The organism is Streptomyces sp. Je 1-79 (genome assembly GCF_025195125.1).
Taxonomy (GTDB): Bacteria; Actinomycetota; Actinomycetes; order Streptomycetales; family Streptomycetaceae; genus Streptomyces.
The window spans coordinates 232,510-251,534 of record NZ_JAMGSL010000010.1 but is presented as its reverse complement, the minus strand read 5'-3'; the positions used below and the strand labels follow the sequence as shown (position 1 = coordinate 251,534).

Sequence of the window (19,025 nt, the reverse complement as noted above, 5' to 3'; positions counted from 1 at the left end):
CGACTGACGACAACGCGGCGTGGGGGCACCTCCCGTGCCCGAAGGGCTACGGGGGAGTGCGTGCCAGGCGTCGCGAGCCCGGCATGATCCACAAGACACCCCCTAGACTCCCGTGCGTACAGATCGTCGAAACGGGCAGGAAGCGAGGGGTGGACGTGCCGGATCCGACCGTGCGGGCGGGAATCGGACTCGCGGCGGACTACTTCGGGTCGTACTCCGTCGTCGGCCTGCTCGCCGTCATCGGCGTGCTCTTCGTCGCCGTCGCGTTCGGCGCGGGCCGGCTGCTGCGCCCCGTCGTCCCGACGCCGGAGAAGCTGCTGACGTACGAGTGCGGTGTCGACCCCGTGGGGGAGGGCTGGGCGCACACCCAGGTCCGCTACTACGTGTACGGGTTCCTCTACGTGATCTTCGCGGTCGACTCGATCTTCCTCTTCCCCTGGGCGACCGTGTTCGCCGCGCCCGGCTACGGCGCGACGACGCTGGTCGAGATGTTCATCTTCCTCGGCTTCCTGGCCGTGGGACTGCTCTACGCGTACAAGAAGGGCGTCCTGACATGGACGTGACCCCGACCCCGACCTCGGCCCCGGCCTCGACGCCGACGCCGCTCCCGGACCCGCTTCCGGCTCCGAAGCTGGGCCCGCTCGCGCGGCTCGCCCCCGAGCCGATGAAGGTGGTCCTGAACTGGGGCCGCCGCTACAGCCTCTGGGTCTTCAACTTCGGCCTCGCCTGCTGCGCGATCGAGTTCATCGCCGCGTCGATGGCCCGCCACGACTTCATCCGGCTCGGCGTGATCCCGTTCGCGCCCGGGCCGCGCCAGGCCGACCTGATGATCGTCTCCGGCACGGTGACGGACAAGATGGCGCCGGCGGTGAAGCGGCTGTACGAGCAGATGCCCGAGCCCAAGTACGTGATCTCCTTCGGCGCCTGCTCGAACTGCGGCGGACCGTACTGGGACTCGTACTCGGTGACGAAGGGCGTCGACCAGATCATCCCCGTCGACGTGTACGTGCCGGGCTGCCCGCCGCGCCCGGAGGCGCTGCTTCAGGGAATCCTCAAGCTCCAGGAGAAGATCGCGCGGGAGTCGCTGGCCGAGCGCTACTCCGGCCCGTCGGTGGGCCAGCTGACGAGCGGTCTGGTCGCTCCGCCCGCGCCGGGCGGTGATGACAAGTGAACGCGAACGCGTACGACTCCCTCCCGGAGGCCGTGACCGAGGTCTTCGGCGAGGAGGCGCGGGCGGAACGGGCGTACGACCTGCTGACGGTGGACGTGCCCGTCGGCTCGTGGATCGCCGCGCTGGAGATCGCGCGGGACAAGCTCGGCTGCACGTACTTCGACTGGCTGAGCGCCGTGGACGAGCCGGGCGCGGGGTTCCGGGTGTGCGCGCACGTGGTGGCCCTTGAGGGCGGCGCGGTGCGTCGCCTGCTGGTGCGGACGACGGTGAGCCACGAGGCTCCGGTGCTGCCGACGGCGATCCCGGTCTACGCGGGCGCGGAGTGGCACGAGCGCGAGACGCACGAGATGTTCGGCGTCGAGTTCACGGACCACCCGAACCTCGTCCCGCTGCTGCTGCCGGAGAACTTCGAGGGCCATCCGCTGCGGAAGGACTTCGTGCTGGCCGCGCGGGTCGTGAAGGCGTGGCCGGGTGCGAAGGAGCCGGGGGAGTCGGAGCACGGCGGCCCGAAGCGCCGCCAGATGCTTCCCCCGGGCGTCCCCGACCCGAACGACTGGGGCCCGATGAAGGGCCAGCTCCCCCCTGCCCCGGCCCGCCCCGCCCGCGCGGCCGCCACGGGGGACCGCCCGGCCCGCCGAACCCGTACGGAGGCCGAGCCCCCACGCCGCGCTGCCCGCACGGCGCCGGAGGACTCGACGAGCCAGCCCCCGCAGCCCCCCACGGACCAGGCGTCCCCGAACGCCATCCCCTCCACCGACCAGGCGGCCCCGGGCGCCATCGCTCCCGCCGACCGGGCGACCCCGGAGGCTGCCGCGCGCCAGGCGGGTTCGCCGGCTGAGACGGTGGACGGCGCCCCGGACCAGGCCCCGCAGGCTCCCGCCCGCCCGCCGCGCCGCAGCCGCAGTGCGGCGGACGGCTCCGCGAGCCAGGCGGCGCCGCCAGCGGACGGCGCCGCAGACGCCACCGCCCCCGCCGGTCAGGCGCCCACGCCGACCGAGACGACAGACGGCGCCGCGAACCAGGCCCCGGAGGCCCCCGCCGACCAGGCGGCCCCGCAGGCTCCCGCGCGCCCGCCGCGCCGCAGTCGCAGCGCGGCCGACGGCTCCGCGAGCCAGGCGGGTACGCCTGCCGCGCCCGCGCCGCCGCGCACCCGGAGCTCGGACGCCCCGTGGCACCACGCCCGCCCGACGTTCGACGAGACCCCGGCGCCCGAAACGGCCCCGGAGCCCGCCCCCGCGCCGGAGCCCGAACCCGCCCCGGAGGCCGGCCCCGCCCCCGCGCCCAAGGCGGCACCGGAAGGCGGTCCTCAGGCGCCCCCGGCCGGACGGCCCGAACGCACACAACCCACCGACCCCGACGCACCCACCGACCCCGACGGAGGCGAATCCGCGTGAACGACGCACTCGACGTCGCCCTGCGGCTGCTCGTCGTCTTCGCCGTGTTCCTCGTCCTGCCCCTCGTCATCGGGCAGACCGAGCACAAGGTCATGGCCCACATGCAGGGCCGCCTCGGCCCCATGTACGCCGGTGGATTCCACGGGTGGGCCCAGCTCGTCGCCGACGGGGTCAAGTTCGCGCAGAAGGAGGACGTGGTCCCGGCCGACGCCGACCGCCGCGTCTTCCAGCTCGCCCCCGCCGTCGCCCTCCTCCCGTACCTCCTCGTCCTCGTGGCCATCCCCATCGGCCCGGGCGAAGGCGCCGTCGGCGAGGTCGTCGACGCCGGCATCTTCTTCGTCCTCGCCGTCATGGGCGTCGGCGTCCTCGGCAGCCTCATGGCCGGCTGGGCGTCCGCCAACAAGTTCTCACTGCTCGGCGGCCTCCGCACCGCCGCGCAGCTGCTCGCCTACGAGCTCCCGATGCTCCTCACCGCCGCCTCCGTCGCGATGGCGGCCGGCACCGTCTCCCTCCCCGGCATCGTCGATGCCTTCGAGTGGTGGTGGCTGCCCTGGCAGATCGTCGGCGCGATCGTCTTCTTCGTCGCGGGCCTCGCGGAGCTCCAGCGCCCGCCGTTCGACATGCCCGTCGCCGACTCCGAGATCATCTTCGGCGCGTACACCGAGTACACCGGCCTGCGATTCGCGCTCTTCCTGCTCGCCGAGTACGCCGGCATCGTCGTCCTCTGCGGGCTCACCACCGTCCTCTTCCTCGGCGGCTGGCACGGCCCCTTCGGCGCCGAAGGCCTCGGCTGGGTCTGGACCCTCCTCAAGACCGCGATCCTCGCCTTCGTCGTCATCTGGCTCCGGGTCAGCTACCCCCGGCTCCGCGAGGACCAGCTCCAGAAGCTCGCCTGGACGACGCTTATCCCGCTCGCCCTCGCGCAGATCGCGCTCACCGGCATCGTGAAGGTGGCGATCAACTGATGTCCCCGATCCCCGGTTCCGGCCTTGCCAAGGGCCTCGCCGTCACCCTCCGCACGATGACGAGGAAGACCGTCACCGCGCAGTACCCGGAGAAGCAGCCCGAACTCCCGCCCCGCACCCGCGGTGTCATCGGGCTCTTCGAGGAGAACTGCACCGTCTGCATGCTCTGCGCCCGCGAGTGCCCCGACTGGTGCATCTACATCGACTCCCACAAGGAGACGGTGCCCGCCGCCGCCCCCGGTGGCCGAGAGCGCAGCCGTAACGTCCTCGACCGCTTCGCCATCGACTTCGCCCTCTGCATGTACTGCGGTATCTGCATCGAGGTGTGCCCCTTCGACGCGCTGTTCTGGTCGCCCGAGTTCGAGTACGCGGAGACCGACATCCACGAGCTCACCCACGAGCGCGACAAGCTCCGCGAGTGGATGTGGACGGTCCCCGAACCGCCCGCGCTCGACCCGCGCGCCGAGGAGCCGAAGGAGATCGGCGCCGCCCGCAAGGCCGTCGAGAAGGCGGCCGCCGCGGCCGCCGCCGCCCAGGCGCAGGCCGAGGCCCAGGCTCAGGCCGAAGGGGACCAGCAGTGAACCTCGCCGCCAGTACCCTCGCCGCAGCCACCCCCGGCTTCCTCTCGCCCTCCGGCGTCGAGGTCGCCTTCCTCCTCGTCGGCCTCGTCACCCTCGGCGCGGCCGTCGTCACCGTCACCACCCGCCAGCTCGTCCACGCCGCGCTCTGGCTCGTCGTGGCGCTCGGCGGGCTCGCCGTCGAGTACCTCCTGCTGACCGCGGAGTTCATCGCCTGGGTCCAGGTGCTGATCTACGTCGGCTCCGTCGTCGTCCTCCTTCTCTTCGGCCTCATGCTCACCAAGGCCCCCATCGGGCGCTCCCCCGACGCCGACTCGGGCAACCGCCCGGTCGCCCTCGCGGTCGCGCTCGCCGCGGCCGCCGCGCTCGTCTGGGTGGTCGTCGACGCCTTCCGTACGACCTGGATCGAGCTGGACGGACCGGCCCAGGGCTCCACCAAGGTGTCCGGCGAGATCCTCTTCCGGCACTGGGTGCTGCCCTTCGAGGCGCTCTCCGTCCTGCTGCTCGCCGCGCTGGTCGGCGCGATCGTCCTGTCCCGCAAGAACGCCAAGGAGGCCCGGGACTGATGCATCTCGCCTACCCCGCCGTCCTCGCCGCCCTCCTCTTCTGCGTCGGCCTGTACGGCGTCCTCGCCCGCCGCAACGCGATCCTGGTCCTGATGTCCGTCGAGCTGATGCTCAACGCCGTCAACCTCAACCTGGTCGCCTTCGACGTCTGGCTCCGCGACGCCCTGCACGCCGGCCAGGCGCTGACCCTCTTCACCATCGCCATCGCCGCCGCCGAGATCGGCATCGGTCTCGCGATCGTCCTGATGGTCCACCGCAACCGCGGCACCTCGGACGTCGACCGCCTGCGCGACAACGCCGAGCCCCACGGGCCCGGGACCGACGACGCCGAGCCCCGGACCGCCGGGGCCGACGAGAAGGCCGAGGCCGCCGCGTGACCACGACGACCCTCGCCGTCCTCGTCCCCCTCCTTCCCTTCCTCGGCTCCGCCGCCGGCCTGCTCCTGGGCCGGACCGCGCCCGGCTTCGTCCGTCCCCTCGCCGTCCTTCCCACGCTGGCCGCCGCCGTCCTGGCCGTCGTGGTCGCCGTCCGGCAGGGCGGCGGGCAGACGATCGAGGCCTCCACCCAGCTCACCCCCACCGGCTCGGTCCCCATCGACCTGGCGCTGTACATCGACGGCTTCGCCGCCCTCGTCGCCGTGGTCGTCGGGGTCGTCGCCACCTGCGTGCAGATCTACTCGACCGGCTATCTGCGCGAGGACCCGCGCTACCCCTCGTACGCCGCACTCGTCTCCCTCTTCACCTCCGCGATGCTGCTCGTCGTCTACTCCGGCGACCTGATGGTGCTCCTGGTCGGCTGGGAGATCATGGGCATCTGCTCGTACTTCCTCGTCGGCCACTACTGGGAGACCCCCGAGGCCCGGGCCGCCTCCCTCAAGGCCTTCCTGGTCACCAAGCTCGGCGACGTGCCCTTCCTGATCGGCCTCTTCGCGCTCGCCACGGACGCGGGCACCTTCCGGATCGACGGGATCCTCGGCGCCGTCGCGAGCGGCGGCCTCGACCACCCCACCCTCGTCGCGCTGCTGCTCCTCGCCGGCGTGGCGGGCAAGTCCGCGCAGTTCCCGCTGCACACCTGGCTCCCCGACGCGATGGCCGGCCCCACCCCCGTCTCCGCGCTCATCCACGCGGCGACCATGGTCGCCGCCGGCATCTACTTCGTGGCCCGCCTGCTGCCCGTCTTCGCCTCGTCCGCGGCCGCGCTGACCGTGCTCGCCGTGATGGCCGCCGTCACGATGGTCGGGTCGGGGCTCGCCGCGCTCGCCCAGGACGACATCAAGCGCGTCCTCGCCTACTCGACGATCGGTCAGCTCGGCTACATGGCCGGCGCCCTGGCCGTCGGCGACCGCGGCGCCGCCGTCTTCCACCTCATGTCCCACGGCGCCTTCAAGGCCCTCCTCTTCCTCGCCGCCGGCGTGATCATCCACGCCGCCGGTACGAACTCGCTGTCGGCGATGTCCCGGATGAGCGGCCTGACGAAGCGGGTCCCCGACGCGTACTGGACGATGACCGTCGCCCTCCTCGCGCTCGCCGCCCTGCCGCCGTTCGCCGGCTTCTTCTCCAAGGAAGCCGTCCTCGTGGCCGCCGAGCACACCGCCCTCGGCGACCGGACCGTCGCGCCCGCGGGGGCCGGCTGGACCGTCCTCGTCGCGGGCCTGCTCACCGCACTCCTCACCGCCGCCTACGCGACCCGGCTCTGGCTGCTGGCCTTCCGGGGCCGTGGCGCCGAGGCCCCCGATCACGGTCGCCAGCCGCTCGCCATGACGACCGTCCTGTGGGTGCTCGCCCTCCCGTCCCTCGGCTTCGGTCTGAGCGTCACGTACCTCGACGACTGGTTCGACGGCCACGCCCTCACCCCCACCGTCACCACGGCGGTCCTCGGCACGGGCATCGCCCTCGTCGGCGCCGTCGTCACCTACGCGGTCTGGCGCACCCTCGCCGTCAAGGCCGCCAGGGCCCAGGCCCTCACCGCCCCGGCCCCCGGCGGCGAGCCGGTCCCGGCGCACGTCGCCCACCCCGACGCCGACGCCGGCCAGGTCGAGGCGGAGGCCCTGCACCTGCCGCACCCCGCCGAGGACCCGACCGACCCCGGCCGCGCCCTGCTCGGCCCCCTGCACCGCTCCGCGGCCGCCGGCTTCCACCTGGACGCCCTCTACACCGCCGCGTTCGTCCGCCCCGTCCTCGCGGCGGCCTCCCTGGTCCGCTTCCTGGACCGCGAGGTCGTCGACACGTACGTGCGCGGTGCGGGCACCGGCACCCAGTGGCTCGGCTGGCTCGTCCGCCGTGCCCAGACCGGCAACGTGCAGACCTATCTGAGCGCCCTGCTCGCCGGCTCCGTCGTCCTGGCGATCGCCGCCGTACTCGTCGCCGTCGCGGGAGCGTGAGACGTGATCGATATCAGCGAATCCGTGATGCAGTTCCTTCTCGCGTTGATCGTCGCCGGACCGCTCGTCGGTGCCGTCGCCGCTCTGCTCCCCGCCCCGCCCGGGCTCAAGGGGAGCTCCCCGGACCAGGCCGTGCTCCGCCACGGCGTGATCGTCACGGGCGTGGTCCTCGTCGCCGCGATCGTCCTCGCGCTCGGCTTCGACCACGACCAGCCGTCGAAGATGCAGGCGAGCACGGACATCACGTGGATCCCCGCACTCGACGTGCGCCTCCACATCGGCGTCGACGGCATTTCCCTCCCCCTCCTGGTCATGACCGCGCTGCTGACCTTCCTCTGCGCGCTCTACAGCTACTTCAAGATGCCGAGCGGCCCTTCCCCCAAGGGCTTCGTGGCACTGTTCCTCGTCCTCGAGTCCGGCACCCTCGCGACCTTCGCCGTCCTCGACCTGATCCTGTTCTTCCTGGCCTTCGAGATGGTCCTCGTCCCGATGTACTTCCTCATCGCCCGCTGGGGCGGCGGAGGCAGGCAGGCCGCCGCCTGGAAGTTCATCCTCTTCACCCTGCTCGGCTCGGTCGTCATGCTGCTCGGCCTGCTCCTCGTCGGTCTGAAGGCGGGCACGTTCGACATGGTGGCACTCGCCACTGACAACGGCCGTGGACTGAGCACATCAGTGCAGGTCATCGCCGTTCTCGGGATCGGGATCGGGCTCGCGGTGAAGACCCCGATGTGGCCGCTGCACAGCTGGCTGCCGGACGCCCACACCGCCGCCCCCACCGTCGGCTCCGTCCTCCTCGCCGGCGTCATGCTGAAGATGGGAACGTACGGGTTCGTCCGGATCCTCCTGCCGATCACCCCCGACGGCATGCGGACCTTCGCCCCCTACCTCGCCGCGTTCGCCGTCGTCGGCATCGTCTACGGATCCCTCGCCTGCCTCGCCCTCACACGGCCCGGCACCAACGGCGACCTCAAGCGCCTGATCGCGTACTCCTCCGTCGGCCACATGGGCTTCGTCCTCCTCGGCATCGCGACCATGACCCCCACCGGCGTCAACGGCGCGCTCTTCGCCAACATCGCCCACGGCCTCATCACCGGTCTGCTCTTCTTCCTCGTCGGCGCGCTCAAGGACCGGTACGGCACCGCCGACCTCGACACCCTCGCCGGTGCCACCGGCGCCGCCCTCTACGGCCGGGCCCCCCGCCTGGGCGGACTGCTCGCCTTCGCCGCCGTCGCCTCCCTCGGACTGCCCGGCCTGGCCGGCTTCTGGGGCGAGATGCTGGCCCTGTTCGCCGCCTTCGAACCGGCCCCGGGCCTCAGCCGTCCCGCCTTCCTCACCTTCATGGCCGTCGGCGCGTTCGGCACGCTCCTCACGGCCGCGTACCTCCTCGTCGTCGTCCGCCGGGTCTGCATGGGCGGCCCCCGCCCGAGCGGGGAGGCCGCGATCGCCGACGTCCAGGGGTACGAGTTCGCCGCCTGGACCCCGCTCGTCGCCCTCACCGTCCTCGCCGGACTGTGGCCCGCGGTTCTCCTCGGCCTCACCGACCCGGCCGTGCAGCAGCTCCTCGCGGGAGGAAACTCGTGACCCCCACGACCCTCGTCCAGTCCGTCGACTGGCTCGCGATCGCGCCGCCCACCCTCACCGCCGTGGTCGCGCTCGTCGTGCTCGTCGCGGACCTCTTCGTGCCCGCGCGGCACAAGCAGCTCCTCGGCTGGACCGCGATCGGCGGGCTCGCCGCCTCGATGGCGCTGCTGATCCCGCTGCGCGCCGGTGACCGCTCGACCTTCTGCCTGACCACCGAACCGGCCGCGACCGCCGCGTGCAGCTACACCGTCGACCGGTTCACGCTGGTCATCCAGTTCCTGGTGCTCGGCGGGGCGCTCCTCACCGCCCTGCTGTCCCTCGCCGACACCCGGGAGAAGCTCCCCGCGGGCGAGTACTGGTTCCTGCTGCTCTCCTCGGCGGCCGGCGCGGCCCTGCTGCCCGCCTCCCGGGACCTGGCGACCCTCGTCGTCGCCCTCGAAGTGGCCTCGCTGCCCGCCTTCGCGCTCGTCGGCCTGCGCCGCGGCGACCGGCGCTCCAGCGAGGCGGCGCTGAAGTTCTTCCTCTCCTCGGTCACCGCGACCGCCGTCACCCTGCTCGGCGTCAGCTTCGTCTACGGGGCGACCGGCACCCTCCACCTCACCGAGGTGGCCCAGCGCCTCGACGACGTCCCCGCCCAGCTGCAGACCGTCGCCCAGGCGGGCGTCGCCCTCACCCTGGTCGGTTTCGCCTTCAAGACCGCCGCGGTCCCCTTCCACTTCTGGGTCCCCGACACCTACGTCGGCGCCCCGCTGCCCGTCGCCGGCTACCTCTCCGTCGTCGGCAAGGCCGTCGGCTTCACCGGCCTCATCCTGGTCACGGTCGTCGCGTTCCCCTCGTACGCGGACGTCTGGGGTCCGGCGCTCGCCGTGCTCGCCGCGCTGACCATGACCATCGGCAACGTGGGCGCCCTGCGGCAGGTCTCCACGCGCGCGTGGAGCGCGATCCGGCTGCTCGCCTGGTCCTCCGTGGCCCAGGCCGGCTACCTCCTGGTCCCGATCGCCGCCGCCGCGTACTCCAGCGACGACCAGATCGGCGCCACCGTCGCGTACGCCCTGATGTACGCCGTCGTGAACCTCGGCGCCTTCGCGGTCGCCGCCCTGGTCGCGCGCACGCACCCGGAGAACCGGATTGCCGACTACCGCGGTCTCTACGCGGCCAGCCCGCTGCTCGCCCTCACCATGGGCTTCTTCCTGCTCAACCTGGCCGGTCTGCCCCCCGGCATCATCGGCCTCTTCGCCAAGGTCACCGTCTTCTCGGCGGCGGTCGACGCCGGCCTCGGCTGGCTGGCGGTCGTCATGGGCGTGAACGTCGTGATCGGCCTCTACTACTACCTACGGTGGACCGCGCTGCTGTTCCGCGCGCCCGTCGGCGAGCGGGCCCACGCGCGCGTGCCGGCCGCGATCACCCTCGCGATCGCGCTGGCGGCCGTCGTGGGCGTCGTGCTGTCGGGCTACCCGCAGTTCGCGCTGCGCTTCGCGGCCACCACGCTCTTCTGACCCCGCGGCCCGCCCGCACGGCCTGGCGATCGCCACGGGCCCCCGGGCGAGGTTCGCCGAGGAGACCGCCGTACGGATCACCCGTACGGCTCACAGCGCCCCCTGTGAGCACAGGGGAACCCGCGCATCCCGCCTGGCGTTGACCAGTACGGGAGGGTCCACTGGACGAGTCGGACCACCACCGAGCAAAGGGTTCCCCTGCCGCACCACTTGGAGGGCGTACCGTGCACCGCGGGCACAACGGGCTGAGGACCGCCGTACTCCTCGGAGGGCTCTCAGCCCTCATCATCGTCATCGGCAGCTTCTTCGGACGCACAGGGCTGATCGTCGCGGTCTTCGTGGCGCTCGCCACCAACGCGTACGCCTACTGGAACAGCGACAAGCTGGCCCTGCGGGCGATGCGCGCGCGTCCGGTGAGCGAGTTCGAGGCCCCCGCGCTCTACAAGATGGTGCGCGAGCTCTCCACGCAGGCCCGCCAGCCGATGCCACGGCTCTACATCTCGCCCACCCAGGCGCCGAACGCCTTCGCCACCGGCCGGAACCCGCGCAACGCCGCCGTCTGCTGCACCGAGGGCATCCTCGCCATCCTCGACGAGCGCGAACTGCGGGGAGTCATCGGCCACGAGTTGAGCCACGTCTACAACCGCGACATCCTGATCTCATCGGTCGCGGGCGCGCTCGCCTCCGTGATCATGTTCCTGGTCAACTTCGCCTGGCTGATCCCGGTCGGCCGCTCCAGCGACGACGACGGCCCCGGCCTGCTCGGCATGCTCCTGATCATGATTCTCGGCCCGGTCGCCGCCTCCGTCATCCGACTCGCGATCAGCCGCTCACGGGAGTACCAGGCGGACGTCTCGGGCGCCCAGCTCACGGGCGACCCCTTGGCCCTGGCCAGCGCCCTGCGCAAGCTCGACGCCGGCACGAAGCAGCTCCCCCTGCCGCCCGAGCCGAGGATCGAGACGGCGAGCCACATGATGATTGCGAACCCCTTCGGAGGGGGGAAAGGCGTTTCGAAGATGTTCTCGACGCACCCGCCGATGGCGGAGCGCATCGCCCGACTCGAACAGATGGCAGGTCGCCGCCCGTGAACACAATCCTGAACGTCATCTGGCTCATCCTGTGCGGCTTGTGGATGTTCCTCGGCTACATGCTCGCGGGCATCCTGCTGTGCATCACGATCATCGGCATCCCCTTCGGACTGGCCGCGTTCCGGATCGGGATCTACGCCCTCTGGCCCTTCGGCTACACCGTCGTGGACCGCCACGACGCGGGCGCCCCGTCCTGCGTGGGCAACGTGCTGTGGCTGATCCTCGCGGGCTGGTGGCTCGCGCTCGGCCACATCACCACCGGCATCGTCCTCTGCATCACGATCATCGGCATCCCCCTGGGCATCGCGAACTTCAAGCTGATCCCGGTGTCGCTGCTGCCGCTGGGCAAGGAGATCGTCCGCACGGACGAGGCCTTCGCCACATACGGCCCCACGGCCCGCTAGGCCCCCGGCAGGCGGCGGGCCCGCCCCGGGGACGCCATGGGCCCCGAGGGCCCGCGACGCGCCCGGCACGGCCCTCGCGATGAGCGTCGGAGGGCTCCGCCCCAGCGGGCGGGCCCTGTGTCACGCACCGAAGGGCTGCGGGCGGGCCCTATGTCATGCACCCCACGCTGCGGGCGGCCGCAACCGCGCCCGGCGCCCTCGCGTCCTTCTCGGCATGAACGTCATCAGCTGGATCGTCCTGGGCCTCATCGCGGGCGTCATAGCCAAGGTCCTGCTCCCCGGCCGCGACCCGGGCGGGGTCATCGGCACGACCGTCATCGGCATCGCCGGTGCCTTCGTCGGCGGATGGCTCTCGGCGACCTTCCTGGCCCGCCCGGTCACCACCGGCTTCTACGACACGGCGACCTGGCTCTCGGCCGTCGGCGGAGCGCTGGTGCTGCTGATCGGATACCGGATCCTCTTCGGCCACTCCCGCTCGCGCTGAGGCGTCTCGTGAGAGGGCCTAGAGACCCGTCTCCCGGAGCGTGATGTTCAGGCGGCCCGTCAGCCCGAGTTCCGGATCGGCCGTGCCGGGAAGGACCTTGGGCACCCCGTGGTACGCGAAGCGCGAAGGCCCGCCGAAGACGAAGAGATCCCCGGACGCCAACTCCACGTCCGTGTAGGGCTTCCCCCGGGTCTCGGTGTTCCCGAACCGGAACACGCAACGGTCACCGAGGCTCAGCGACACCACCGGCGCCCCGGACCGCTCCTCCTTGTCCTGGTGCAGCCCCATCTTCGCGCCGGCGCCCGCGTCGTAGAAGTTCACGAGAGCGGTGTCGGGGGCGTAGCCGCCGTCCTCCCCGTAGGCCTCGACGACGGCGGCCCGCCCCAACTCGCCCAGCCAGCCGGGCAGCTCGGCCCCGAGAGTGTCCAGGTACCGGTACGGGACCCAGCGCCGCCCCAGACAGAGCGACTGCACCGACATCACCCCGCCGCCCGGCAGCACGGTGTGCCGGTACGGGACGGGTCCGCGCCCCCACTCCCGGCAGGCGGCCACCAACTCCCGCTGCCGGTCGGCGGAGAGCCACCCGGGGACGTGCACGGCGCCGGGGGCGATCTCCGCCCGCTCGCGGGGGAAGAGCGCGTCCATCACACCGCCCGCTCCAGGCCGAGCAGCCGCTCCTTGCGCTCCAGGCCGGCCGCGTAGCCGCGCAGACTTCCGTCCGCGCCGACGACGCGGTGGCAGGGCCGCACCACGAGCAGCGGATTGCGCCCGATCGCGGTGCCGACGGCCCGCACCCCGGCCCCGGAGGAGCCGACCTTACGGGCGATGTCCCCGTACGACACGGTGGCGCCGTAGGGGATCTCCTCCAGGGCCTGCCAGACGCGCCGCTGGAACTCCGTACCGCCCTGTGCGAACGGGATGTCGAACCGCTCCCGGCGCCCGGCGAAGTACTCGTCGAGCTGCCCGCCGATCTCCTCGAAGGCCTCGGGCGCGTGCCGCCAGCCGTCCTCGACGGCGGCAGCGCCCTTCTGCTCGGGCAGCGACAGCGAGACCAGCGCGGTCCGCCCGCCGTCCTCGCCGCCCCGCCCGACGAGCAGCATCCGGCCCACGGGCCCGTCGGCGTACGCGTACACGGTCATGGCGGTTCCTCTCCTCGCGCTCACTTCCCGTCCAGTGTGCGAGGGCTGCCCACCCCGGGGCTGGCGGTTTTCGGACATGCAGCTGGTGTGGACTAGCGGTAGTTCACGAACTGGATCGCGAAGTCGAAGTCCTTGCCCTTGAGCAGCGCCTGCACGGCCTGCAGGTCGTCCCGGCTCTTCGAGCTGACCCGCAGTTCGTCGCCCTGGACCTGGGCCTTGACGCCCTTGGGGCCCTCGTCGCGGATGGCCTTCGAGACCTTCTTGGCGTTCTCCTGGGAGATGCCCTCGACGACCGAGGCGAAGAGCTTGTACTCCTTGCCGGACAGCTGCGGCTCACCCTCGACGTCGAGCGACTTCAGCGAGATCCCGCGCTTGATCAGCTTGGTCTGGAAGATGTCGAGGATCGCCATGACGCGCTCCTCGCCGCTGGCCTGCATCAGGATCTTCTCGCCCGACCAGGAGATCGAGGCGTTGGTTCCCTTGAAGTCGTAGCGCTGGGAGATCTCCTTCACGGCCTGGTTGAGGGCGTTGTCGACCTCCTGCCGCTCGACCTTGGAGACGATGTCGAAACTGGAGTCGGCCATGACGTGTGGCTCCTTGCTCGAATGCGATGCGGTTGCGTGGGCGTACGGCGCCAAGCCTAGTCATCCGATCGTGCCCGAACCGCTGATCAATCCGGTGGCGAAGTACCCCGGGGGATCAGGTATCGTTTACGTCGTTGCCACGGAGCACCGCCGAAAAGCGGCTCCAGGCAGCGACATCCCATGGCGGTGTGCCCGAGTGGCCAATGGGAGCGGACTGTAAATCCGTCGGCTTAGCCTACCCAGGTTCGAATCCTGGCGCCGCCACGCGATAAGAACGGCCCCTGATCAGCGGAAACGTTGATCAGGGGCCGTTCTGCTGTGCCCGCTCGCAAGGCATGACTGTCTCGCTGTATCCCGCCGGATCCCGGGGTCTACCAGGACGTCTGGACGAGATGCGGACGGGATCCCTGGCCCCTACCTGCGGCCACCGCCGGACGGGCGTCTTATGGCGCGGGCGGTGCGCCGGCGCGGTGCTGGTTCAGCCGAGCGGAGATCTTCGCGTTCGCGGCCTCGTCGCCGCCCTTCAGGAACTTCGCGTACACCCGGAAGAGCACGGCGACGGAGTGGCCGGCCCGCTGGGCGACGAGCTGCGGCTCCACGCCGGAGCTGAGCCAGGTGGAGACAGCCGCGTGACGAAGGTCATAGGGCCGTTTGGCCAGCTTGGATTCCTGTTCGGAGGGGCTGAGAGCATCCGCGCGGGCGCCCGCCCAGACCTCCCCGTAGCCGCTCTCCTGCACCATCCCGCCCCGGGCGGTGCGGAACAGTCGGCCGTCCGCGTGCGTGCCGTACACCGTGACGTGCCATCGGAGCATCGAGACCAGCTCGGGCGGGATCGGCACGTGCCGGACGGCCTTCCGCGTCCGGTGCTTCAGGCCGCGCCGGTCGTGGGCCTCGCCGGTGTCCGTCCAGGAGCTGCCTGAGCGGGCCCGGCTCTCACGGAGCCGGACGAGTCCCCAACCGCGCCGGGGCAGCTCGAAGTCCTGGAGCCGGACGCCGACCAGCTCACCGGGACGGGCGCCGGCGTAGTAGATGCATCCGAAGAACGCCTCCAAGTGCCGCCCGCGGGCGCCCTGCTTCCGGACGGCGGCCAGGAGCGCGGCGGCCTGCTGGGGATCCGGGACGGCTTGTGGGTCCACCTCCTCCTCGACCTTCTCGGGCGCCTTCCACTTGATCGCCGTCATGGGGTTCTCGGCCAGGAGCTCGGCGTCCACGGCGAGGCCGAGCGCCTGGTGGAAGATGGCCCGCTTCCGGGCGATGACCGCCCCTGACGACGTCTTGCCGTCCAGCCGACGGGCGCAGGCGTCCAGGGCCCGTCGCACGCGCAGCCGGTCGGCCAGGCTGGACGTCGGGACGGACTTCCGCTCCACCCAGGCGAGCAGGCCGGCGATGTCCTCCGGCGTCTCCTCCTTCCAGCGGTTCACGTTGAAGCCCCAGGTGTAGAGCGCGCGGCGCACGGCCTTGTGGTCGGGCATCCCCTTCGTGTCCTTCACCAGCGCCAGCGTCACGGTGGCCATGGCCTCCGCCAGGTTCCGGCGAGTGGAGGCGGGGGAGTGGTCCCACTTCATCTCCACGTAGTTCCTGGCGTGCTGGTACCAGGAGATGTCCTTGGCCTTCTGGACCATCGACTTGGGCAGGCCGCTTTCGACGTCCCAGGGTTCACCCTCACGCGTCGCGGTGATGAACTGCGCCCGCCGGCTCTCGGCGAGCCCGAGCGTCAGGAAGGACTCGGAGAACGGCTTCGTACCGACTTGCCAGCGGAGCTGGTACGGCTTGCGGTACGGCCGCTTGCGAATGCTCCAGATCCGTACGGTGTAGCTCCACTCGGTCACGCAGTCTCCAGTTCGTTCAGGAAGGCGTCGAGCGCGCTGCGGCGGATCCGCAGGTGCCCGTTGGGAAGGCGCTTCACCTCGGGGCCGTAGCCGCGGTTGCGCCAGCGGTACCAGGTAGCTCGGGTGATGCCGATCTCGGTGAGGACGTCGGTCAGGGGCAGCAGCTCGTCGGCGGGCTGACGTCGGCGGGCGATACGAGACATCAGGTCTCCTCGAAATGGAGAGTTCGGAGTCAGTTGAGTGCGTGGGCTGCCGGGACGGGCCGGGCTTGGGGGCCCGGTGGTCGGCGTCTGTCCTAGGTGCGGATTTCTGCGTCACTGCGACACGTGCGTCACTCGGTCGTCTGACCTGCGGGTTTCGGTGACACAGCGGGCCTCGGGGTGCGTCACCGGTGACGCTGGTCTCCGTCATGGGTGACGCAGGTGACGCGGGGTGACGCAGAGATTGGCGCCTGCGTCACCGCCATAGCCGCAGGCCACGGGCCGTATGCGGGGCTGTCGTGACGCACGTGACGCAGGGTCTCTTCTCTTAGGAAAAGAGGGTGGGGGTGTCTGTGGTTCTGCGCGCCTCAGAACGTGATGAAGGAGCCGCGATGCGGCACGTCCTTCAGGCGGCAAGCCGCCGAACAGCAAGAGGAGCACCCCTGGCCCGGGCGTGGCGTGCTCCTCTTGCTTGTGCGCGAGCGGTCGCGGCGCCCCGGTTAGAACATCGGCTTCTGCCGCTCGGGCGCCGGCGCGGTGAGCGGGCGGGTCATCTCGATGTAGCGGGCGGTGTTGGTGCGGCCCCAGTCGATGAGGACGTCTCGCGCGGCGAGCGTCGGTTGGAGCCGCTTGAGCCGGTCGGAGAGGACCTTGCCCGTGGTGGGCCAACCCTTGGGGAGGGGGCGGAAGTCCTCTCCGGTGTAGATCTGGGTGAGGCAGTGCAGCCACTCGGCCGACGTCATCCTGACTTCCGCGCCCGGGTCGAGGCCGGCCGCGTGCTTGAGGACGGTCTGGGCGAGGAGGTCGCCCTCGATGACGTCGTCGTTGAGGTCGTCGAGGCTTGCCCGGTAGGCGGCGAGTGCCCCCAGGCCGGTGGCGGCGTCGAGCTGCGCGCACAGGTGCGCGAAGTCGGCCATCCGCAGGTCGGTCGGGATGTCGGCCTGGGCGGCGCGGACCTTGACGGTGAGGTCGAGGAGCGAGCCGAGGATGACGGGCAGGGCCTCTTCGTACTCCGCCCACAGTTCCGCTTCGGTCCGCCGCACCCGCGGGCGCTCCAAGCGGAGGGGCAGGAGTCGTTCGGCGAGGTCGGGGCGGATGACGCCGACGTCGATGCCGGTGAGCAGTAGGGGGCGGCGGTAGCGGGAGCGGACGACGTCGCCGTCGGTGAACAGGGCGCGCTTGACGTTCTCGGCGCCGGTGACGATGCAGCACATGGCGTCGGACAGGTCCGGGGTCATGTGGGAGAGGTTGTCCAGGGCGGTGACCCATCCGGCGGCCACGGCGGCGATCAGGTTCTCCTCGTCCTTCGGGGCGCGGCGAAGGTCGCCGCTCATCCCCTCGATGATCCGCACGAGCATCCGTCCGCCGGTGGACTTGCCTGCGCCCTGGGGGCCGGTGAGGAACGGTGCGGGGACGGGCACGGAGGGTTCGAGGCATCCGATCAGCCAGGCGATGGCCAGGCACTCGGTCTCGGCGCCGGCGAAGTTGCACAACCGGAGCAGGAGGTCGATGCCTTTGCCGTTGGTGTCCTTGGCCGGCAGGGGCAGTTCCCCGGTGAGCTGGGTGCGTCGCCAGCAGACTTCCTGGGGGTCTGGGGTGGTGATGTCCCAGCCGGTGGGGTGGATGCGGACGGACTTGCCGTCGTTGCGGCCCAGGTCGAGCCAGGTCGCGCCGTCGAACCCGGGCGCGACGCGGATGTGGACGGGCTGCACGGTCTCGGTCAGCGCGAGTGCCTCGATCAAATCCAACGCCTCCTTGAGTGCAGTGCCGTTGAATACGCCGCAGCCGTCTTTGAACAGGCCGACCATGAGTTCCTGGCGGTGGCTCCCCGTCGTTCCCTGGGAGCGGATGGGACGGGCCACGGGGTGGCCGTTCTTCTGGGCATACACGGTGCCGTCGGCGGTGCGGAAGTACCGGAAGTTGGCCTGCGCGTAGTCGGTGATGATCTCGCGGGCCGGGGTCTTCTCCTCCTCAGCCATCATTCACAGCCCCAGTGCGGTGCGGGCGTTGGCCCACGCGTCGGTGCAGTGCCGGGCCGTTTCGCCCTTGGTCTGCGCGGCGGTGAACAGGCGGTCGATGTGCGTCTCGGTGAGGCAGCCGCACCGGCCGTGGGCGGAGAGCACCGCGAGGAACGTCCGGTAGACAGTGGTGTGGACCTGGCTGCGGGCCTCGGTGATGCGCTGCTCGGCCATGGCGATGCCCCGCTCGAGGTAGACGGGCGAGCGGTGGGGGCACGTCCCGCCACCGGCCGGAGCGGACACGGTGCATCGCACGGGCCGGACGATGGCGGGCGCCTTGACGACCAGGGCGCGAACGGCGGCGGGGAGGTCGGCCATGGTGCCAGTTCCGGGGCCGAGCCAGCGGGCGTAGGACATGGACGACTTGATGTCGACACCGGGTCGGACGCTGTTGGCGGAGTGCATTGCGCCCCCGTAGATCCAGTGCTCGCCCCGCGTCGTCGGGACGGTGCGGGTCGGCGGCAGGTTCTCGCGGGCCCAGCCGATGGCGTCGGCGTCGTCCAGGTCGACCACCGTCACCCCGGCGCCGCCGGGGTGGTAGGCGACCGTCTCGGCCCGGCTCCACGCGACCGTCCAGGCCGGAGAGGAAAGGACGCGAGGGTCGGTCGTGGCGGCGGCCCACCCGTGGCACGGGCGAGGGCAGGTGCAGTGCCCCGCGGCTTTCATGTTCGGCCGGCCGCCGCACGCGTTGTTGGCGCAGGAGGGGCAGTTGCCGAACGGCCCCTTCCCTGCCCGCAGGGGCAGTACCGGCACACCGGCAGTCGCAAGGGAGAGGGACAGGTCCAGGAGGGCCGGCCGGTGGCCGTGCTCTCGCCGGATGAGGGTCGGATGGGTCATGCTGGGAGACCTCCAAAGGTCTGTGTGAGCGGACTGGGGAGCAGGGCGGCCCAAGGCTTTGGCGAGACGTGGGCCGCCCTTGTTGTTGCTAGAGGTTGGGGATGGCCTGGACGACGGCCGTGGTGAGCTGGTTGATGGGCTCCGCCGCGCCGGTGGAGGCGAGGAAGAACCCGAACCCTGCGGCGGTGAACGCGGCGCCGGGAGTGGTGCTGTGGGAGCGCAGGAGGAAGAACAGGACGAGCCCGAACAGGGCGACGAGCGAGACCGTGATGGCCATGCCGAAACTCCCTTGATCACTGGGTGGGGCGGGT

At 71.5% G+C, this 19,025-nt stretch carries 21 protein-coding genes and 1 tRNA gene; 14 read left to right on the top strand and 8 right to left on the bottom strand.

Features of this window, described 5'->3' with window-relative positions; genetic code table 11:
• The first annotated feature begins 83 nt into the window (after positions 1-83).
• The 13 genes from M5362_RS22485 to M5362_RS22425 all read left to right on the top strand — a co-directional run bounded on the left by M5362_RS22485 (position 84) and on the right by M5362_RS22425 (position 12,107).
• Positions 84-563 carry an NADH-quinone oxidoreductase subunit A gene (locus M5362_RS22485; protein WP_260229496.1) on the top strand — a complete coding sequence of 160 codons (480 nt, stop codon included), beginning with the start codon at positions 84-86 and terminating at the stop codon, positions 561-563.
• On the top strand, positions 554-1,171 hold the full coding sequence (locus M5362_RS22480; protein WP_260229495.1) for an NADH-quinone oxidoreductase subunit B: 618 nt from the start codon (positions 554-556) through the stop codon (positions 1,169-1,171). The genes M5362_RS22485 and M5362_RS22480 overlap by 10 nt, the downstream gene beginning before the upstream one ends.
• Positions 1,168-2,565, top strand: coding sequence for an NADH-quinone oxidoreductase subunit C (locus tag M5362_RS22475; RefSeq protein WP_260229494.1), 1,398 nt, complete (start codon positions 1,168-1,170; stop codon positions 2,563-2,565). The genes M5362_RS22480 and M5362_RS22475 overlap by 4 nt, the downstream gene beginning before the upstream one ends.
• Entirely contained in the window at positions 2,562-3,530 is a 969-nt protein-coding gene (locus M5362_RS22470) for a complex I subunit 1 family protein (RefSeq protein WP_260229493.1), read from the top strand. The genes M5362_RS22475 and M5362_RS22470 overlap by 4 nt, the downstream gene beginning before the upstream one ends.
• Positions 3,530-4,111, top strand: coding sequence for an NADH-quinone oxidoreductase subunit I (locus M5362_RS22465; protein WP_260229492.1), 582 nt, complete (start codon positions 3,530-3,532; stop codon positions 4,109-4,111). Before M5362_RS22470 ends, M5362_RS22465 begins: the two co-directional genes overlap by 1 nt.
• Positions 4,108-4,674, top strand: coding sequence for an NADH-quinone oxidoreductase subunit J (locus M5362_RS22460; protein WP_260229491.1), 567 nt, complete (start codon positions 4,108-4,110; stop codon positions 4,672-4,674). Before M5362_RS22465 ends, M5362_RS22460 begins: the two co-directional genes overlap by 4 nt.
• Positions 4,674-5,051 (top strand): NADH-quinone oxidoreductase subunit NuoK, encoded by a 378-nt coding sequence (gene nuoK, locus M5362_RS22455; protein WP_260229490.1) that lies wholly within the window; start codon positions 4,674-4,676, stop codon positions 5,049-5,051. Before M5362_RS22460 ends, nuoK begins: the two co-directional genes overlap by 1 nt.
• On the top strand, positions 5,048-7,054 hold the full coding sequence (locus M5362_RS22450; RefSeq protein ID WP_260229488.1) for an NADH-quinone oxidoreductase subunit L: 2,007 nt from the start codon (positions 5,048-5,050) through the stop codon (positions 7,052-7,054). The genes nuoK and M5362_RS22450 overlap by 4 nt, the downstream gene beginning before the upstream one ends.
• Positions 7,055-7,081: 27 nt before the next feature.
• Positions 7,082-8,635, top strand: coding sequence for a NuoM family protein (locus M5362_RS22445; protein ID WP_260229560.1), 1,554 nt, complete (start codon positions 7,082-7,084; stop codon positions 8,633-8,635).
• On the top strand, positions 8,632-10,131 hold the full coding sequence (locus M5362_RS22440) for an NADH-quinone oxidoreductase subunit N (protein WP_260229487.1): 1,500 nt from the start codon (positions 8,632-8,634) through the stop codon (positions 10,129-10,131). The genes M5362_RS22445 and M5362_RS22440 overlap by 4 nt, the downstream gene beginning before the upstream one ends.
• 224 nt (positions 10,132-10,355) lie before the next feature.
• Complete coding sequence (htpX, locus tag M5362_RS22435; RefSeq protein WP_260229486.1) at positions 10,356-11,219, top strand: zinc metalloprotease HtpX; 864 nt, start codon at positions 10,356-10,358, stop codon at positions 11,217-11,219.
• Positions 11,216-11,623, top strand: coding sequence for a YccF domain-containing protein (locus M5362_RS22430; protein WP_260229485.1), 408 nt, complete (start codon positions 11,216-11,218; stop codon positions 11,621-11,623). The genes htpX and M5362_RS22430 overlap by 4 nt, the downstream gene beginning before the upstream one ends.
• A 214-nt stretch (positions 11,624-11,837) precedes the next feature.
• Entirely contained in the window at positions 11,838-12,107 is a 270-nt protein-coding gene (locus tag M5362_RS22425; RefSeq protein ID WP_260229484.1) for a GlsB/YeaQ/YmgE family stress response membrane protein, read from the top strand.
• Between the two features lie 18 nt (positions 12,108-12,125).
• Here M5362_RS22425 and M5362_RS22420 read toward each other — a convergent pair whose 3' ends face one another.
• The 3 genes from M5362_RS22420 to M5362_RS22410 all read right to left on the bottom strand — a co-directional run bounded on the left by M5362_RS22420 (position 12,126) and on the right by M5362_RS22410 (position 13,830).
• The gene (locus tag M5362_RS22420) at positions 12,126-12,752 is read right to left on the bottom strand and encodes an alpha-ketoglutarate-dependent dioxygenase AlkB (RefSeq protein WP_260229483.1); all 627 of its coding nucleotides are present in this window, start codon (positions 12,750-12,752) and stop codon (positions 12,126-12,128) included.
• On the bottom strand, positions 12,752-13,246 hold the full coding sequence (locus M5362_RS22415; protein WP_260229482.1) for a methylated-DNA--[protein]-cysteine S-methyltransferase: 495 nt from the start codon (positions 13,244-13,246) through the stop codon (positions 12,752-12,754). The genes M5362_RS22420 and M5362_RS22415 overlap by 1 nt, the downstream gene beginning before the upstream one ends.
• A 92-nt stretch (positions 13,247-13,338) precedes the next feature.
• Positions 13,339-13,830: a YajQ family cyclic di-GMP-binding protein gene (locus tag M5362_RS22410; protein WP_260229481.1), complete on the bottom strand. Its 492-nt coding sequence runs from the start codon at positions 13,828-13,830 to the stop codon at positions 13,339-13,341.
• Positions 13,831-14,012: 182 nt separating this feature from the next.
• On the opposite strand from M5362_RS22410, the gene M5362_RS22405 reads away from it, so the two are divergent.
• A tRNA-Tyr gene (locus M5362_RS22405) sits at positions 14,013-14,094 on the top strand.
• 179 nt (positions 14,095-14,273) lie between these two features.
• On the opposite strand, the gene M5362_RS22400 is transcribed toward M5362_RS22405, so the two are convergent.
• The 5 genes from M5362_RS22400 to M5362_RS22380 all read right to left on the bottom strand — a co-directional run bounded on the left by M5362_RS22400 (position 14,274) and on the right by M5362_RS22380 (position 18,991).
• The gene (locus tag M5362_RS22400) at positions 14,274-15,659 is read right to left on the bottom strand and encodes a tyrosine-type recombinase/integrase (protein ID WP_260229479.1); all 1,386 of its coding nucleotides are present in this window, start codon (positions 15,657-15,659) and stop codon (positions 14,274-14,276) included.
• A complete protein-coding gene (locus M5362_RS22395) occupies positions 15,656-15,862 on the bottom strand; it encodes an AlpA family transcriptional regulator (RefSeq protein WP_260229478.1) in 207 nt (68 codons plus the stop codon). Before M5362_RS22395 ends, M5362_RS22400 begins: the two co-directional genes overlap by 4 nt.
• Before the next feature lie 497 nt (positions 15,863-16,359).
• Positions 16,360-17,838 carry an ATP-binding protein gene (locus M5362_RS22390; protein ID WP_260229477.1) on the bottom strand — a complete coding sequence of 493 codons (1,479 nt, stop codon included), beginning with the start codon at positions 17,836-17,838 and terminating at the stop codon, positions 16,360-16,362.
• 3 nt (positions 17,839-17,841) lie between these two features.
• Complete coding sequence (locus M5362_RS22385; RefSeq protein ID WP_260229476.1) at positions 17,842-18,714, bottom strand: DNA primase; 873 nt, start codon at positions 18,712-18,714, stop codon at positions 17,842-17,844.
• An 88-nt stretch (positions 18,715-18,802) separates the two neighbouring features.
• Positions 18,803-18,991, bottom strand: a complete 189-nt coding sequence (locus M5362_RS22380; protein ID WP_260229474.1) for a hypothetical protein — start codon at positions 18,989-18,991, stop codon at positions 18,803-18,805.
• Between the last annotated feature and the right edge of the window lie 34 nt (positions 18,992-19,025).

Coding starts and splice junctions, on each gene's coding strand:
- M5362_RS22485 (WP_260229496.1), top strand. CDS start 84: ATGATCCACAAGACACCCCCTAGACTCCCGTGCGTACAGATCGTCGAA.
- M5362_RS22480 (WP_260229495.1), top strand. CDS start 554: ATGGACGTGACCCCGACCCCGACCTCGGCCCCGGCCTCGACGCCGACG.
- M5362_RS22465 (WP_260229492.1), top strand. CDS start 3,530: ATGTCCCCGATCCCCGGTTCCGGCCTTGCCAAGGGCCTCGCCGTCACC.
- nuoK (WP_260229490.1), top strand. CDS start 4,674: ATGCATCTCGCCTACCCCGCCGTCCTCGCCGCCCTCCTCTTCTGCGTC.
- M5362_RS22445 (WP_260229560.1), top strand. CDS start 7,082: ATGCAGTTCCTTCTCGCGTTGATCGTCGCCGGACCGCTCGTCGGTGCC.
- M5362_RS22425 (WP_260229484.1), top strand. CDS start 11,838: ATGAACGTCATCAGCTGGATCGTCCTGGGCCTCATCGCGGGCGTCATA.
- M5362_RS22420 (WP_260229483.1), bottom strand. CDS start 12,752: ATGGACGCGCTCTTCCCCCGCGAGCGGGCGGAGATCGCCCCCGGCGCC.
- M5362_RS22415 (WP_260229482.1), bottom strand. CDS start 13,246: ATGACCGTGTACGCGTACGCCGACGGGCCCGTGGGCCGGATGCTGCTC.
- M5362_RS22410 (WP_260229481.1), bottom strand. CDS start 13,830: ATGGCCGACTCCAGTTTCGACATCGTCTCCAAGGTCGAGCGGCAGGAG.
- M5362_RS22395 (WP_260229478.1), bottom strand. CDS start 15,862: ATGTCTCGTATCGCCCGCCGACGTCAGCCCGCCGACGAGCTGCTGCCC.
- M5362_RS22390 (WP_260229477.1), bottom strand. CDS start 17,838: ATGGCTGAGGAGGAGAAGACCCCGGCCCGCGAGATCATCACCGACTAC.
- M5362_RS22385 (WP_260229476.1), bottom strand. CDS start 18,714: ATGACCCATCCGACCCTCATCCGGCGAGAGCACGGCCACCGGCCGGCC.
- M5362_RS22380 (WP_260229474.1), bottom strand. CDS start 18,991: ATGGCCATCACGGTCTCGCTCGTCGCCCTGTTCGGGCTCGTCCTGTTC.